This window comes from Actinoplanes sp. DH11 (genome assembly GCF_020873875.1).
GTDB lineage: Bacteria > Actinomycetota > Actinomycetes > Mycobacteriales > Micromonosporaceae > Actinoplanes.
This window is the reverse complement of record NZ_JAHWGU010000101.1, coordinates 1-491: the sequence shown is the minus strand read 5'-3', so window position 1 is coordinate 491 and position 491 is coordinate 1. Positions and strand designations below refer to the sequence as shown.

Below are 491 nucleotides of genomic sequence, written 5' to 3'. Positions count from 1 at the left end.
CGCCGGACGTCTCGACGCAGCAGGCGCTGAGCGACCGCGGCTACCGGCCGGTGATCGTGCACTCGCGCGAGGAGGTCGACGCGCAGATCGCGGCCTTTCCCGCCGCGCTGTTCGTCGACCCGCTGACCGGGCCGATCACGCGTACGGCACTGCAGTCGCTGCGGCAGGCGGCGGTGGCGGCCGAGGTGCCGGTACTGGTCACGGCCGGGCTCGGACAGGCCTCGCGCGATGCCGCGTACGGCGCCGATCCCGCAGTGCTGCTGAAGGCGCTCGCGCCGCGTGACAGTGAGCAGCACCCCCCGCGGGTGTTGCTGATCGAGGAGCACGCGGAGATCGCGCTGGCGCTGACCGGGACGCTGGAGCGGCGCGGGATGCAGGTCGCCCGGGCCGCGAGCGACGCGGACGCGGTGGCGCTGGCGGGGCAGTTCCGGCCGAACCTCGTGGTGATGGACTTGATGCAGGTGCACCGCCGGCAGGCCGGGATCATCGAC

1 pseudogene is annotated in these 491 nt (G+C 73.9%); it reads left to right on the top strand.

The features are described from left to right. A pseudogene (locus tag LPA41_RS40900) lies at window positions 1-491 on the top strand (hypothetical protein); the annotation flags it as partial.